Raw genomic sequence first — 1,217 nt, forward strand, 5'->3', positions numbered from 1 at the left:
GTTCCAGCGAGGCCATCAGAAAAATGAAGGGAAATGTGATGATTTCTTCTGATTTAAATTCGTATGTAAGGCTCTCATTGCAAAGGGCTTTGTTAGGGAATGTAACTTCAAATATTCGAGCTGTTACTGTTGAATTAAAAAATAAAAATATAAGTTTGCATTTTTATTTCGATGGCGAGCCAGATGACAGCGATCAAGAATCGGTGTCAGTGGTCGAAGCTGAAGTGATCGCTGATTTTGATGAGGATTTTGCTATAGAAGCGATTGCTATGAGGCTTGATTATCCTCAACCCATTAAAAATTTCAATGGATTTTTGGTCTATTTAAGAAAGGAATAGTTCAAACGTGCGTCAGGGAAAAATGTTGCTCGCGTTAAAGTTCGTCAGCAAAAACAGGCTGTAACCTGCTGACAGAACAGGAAAAATGCTCGTTCGTTCTCGATAGTCGTGTCGGAACGAGTTGTTGTTGAGAATAATTTACTCGGTGGTAGTGAAGATGCTCAGGCTGCATGGATACGTCAGCATGGCATTGACATGGCTACCTGTGATACAGCACCCTCCTCAGACAGTTGTAAGAAAGCAAAGAATGAACGCGATGCGGTAGGATTTGCGCTGGCGACAGGCAGTGTAGCCCTCTTACCTGGCGGCGCTCAGGCTATGTGGGGATTGGGTGCGGGAGCCAATGCAGGGATCAGCTATCTCGCAGATGGTTCAATTGACCCGGCTAGTGCAGCGATTGCTGGCTGGACAAACGTGTTCAGTATGGGAAGTGGTCTGGGTGGCACAGTAGCCTGGAATGCGGCAGGAGGTGCGCTTGGTAACTGGGTTGATGATAAAGATCCACTGTCTGGTGCGTTAATCAATGGAGCAGGTTCTATTGTTGGTTATGGCATTGGTCAAGGGTTGTCCAAGGGGATTAATGTCGGAGTAAACTGGTGGAAAGGAGGCTGGGATCCGAAGTTTAATGCAGACCTGAGACAATTTACTGAAGTGAAAGGGGATTATGGCCTTTCAAAAGAAATGAAACCAAGCAATGTCCCCAGCACAATTGGTGACATTGGTGGTAGTATCACTTCAGAAGCTGGAGGTAAGTATACAGAGTACAAAATGAAGCAGGAAGGTGGTGGCAAATGAAAGCTCTAAAATTCATTCTTCCTCTGGTTTTTTTTATTGTATTCAGCATGGTTTCAATTTTTCTAACAGGGGTGGTTTTATATG

2 pseudogenes are annotated in these 1,217 nt (G+C 44.2%); both read left to right on the forward strand.

The features are described 5' to 3' along the window. A pseudogene (locus KQJ19_RS23655) lies at positions 1-338 on the forward strand (hypothetical protein); the annotation flags it as partial. Between the two features lie 126 nt (positions 339-464). After that, positions 465-1,133, forward strand: a pseudogene (locus KQJ19_RS23660) (filamentous hemagglutinin); the annotation flags it as partial. Between the last annotated feature and the right edge of the window lie 84 nt (positions 1,134-1,217).

The organism is Citrobacter sp. S46_ASV_140 (assembly GCF_018919545.1).
Lineage (GTDB): Bacteria > Pseudomonadota > Gammaproteobacteria > Enterobacterales > Enterobacteriaceae > Citrobacter > Citrobacter braakii.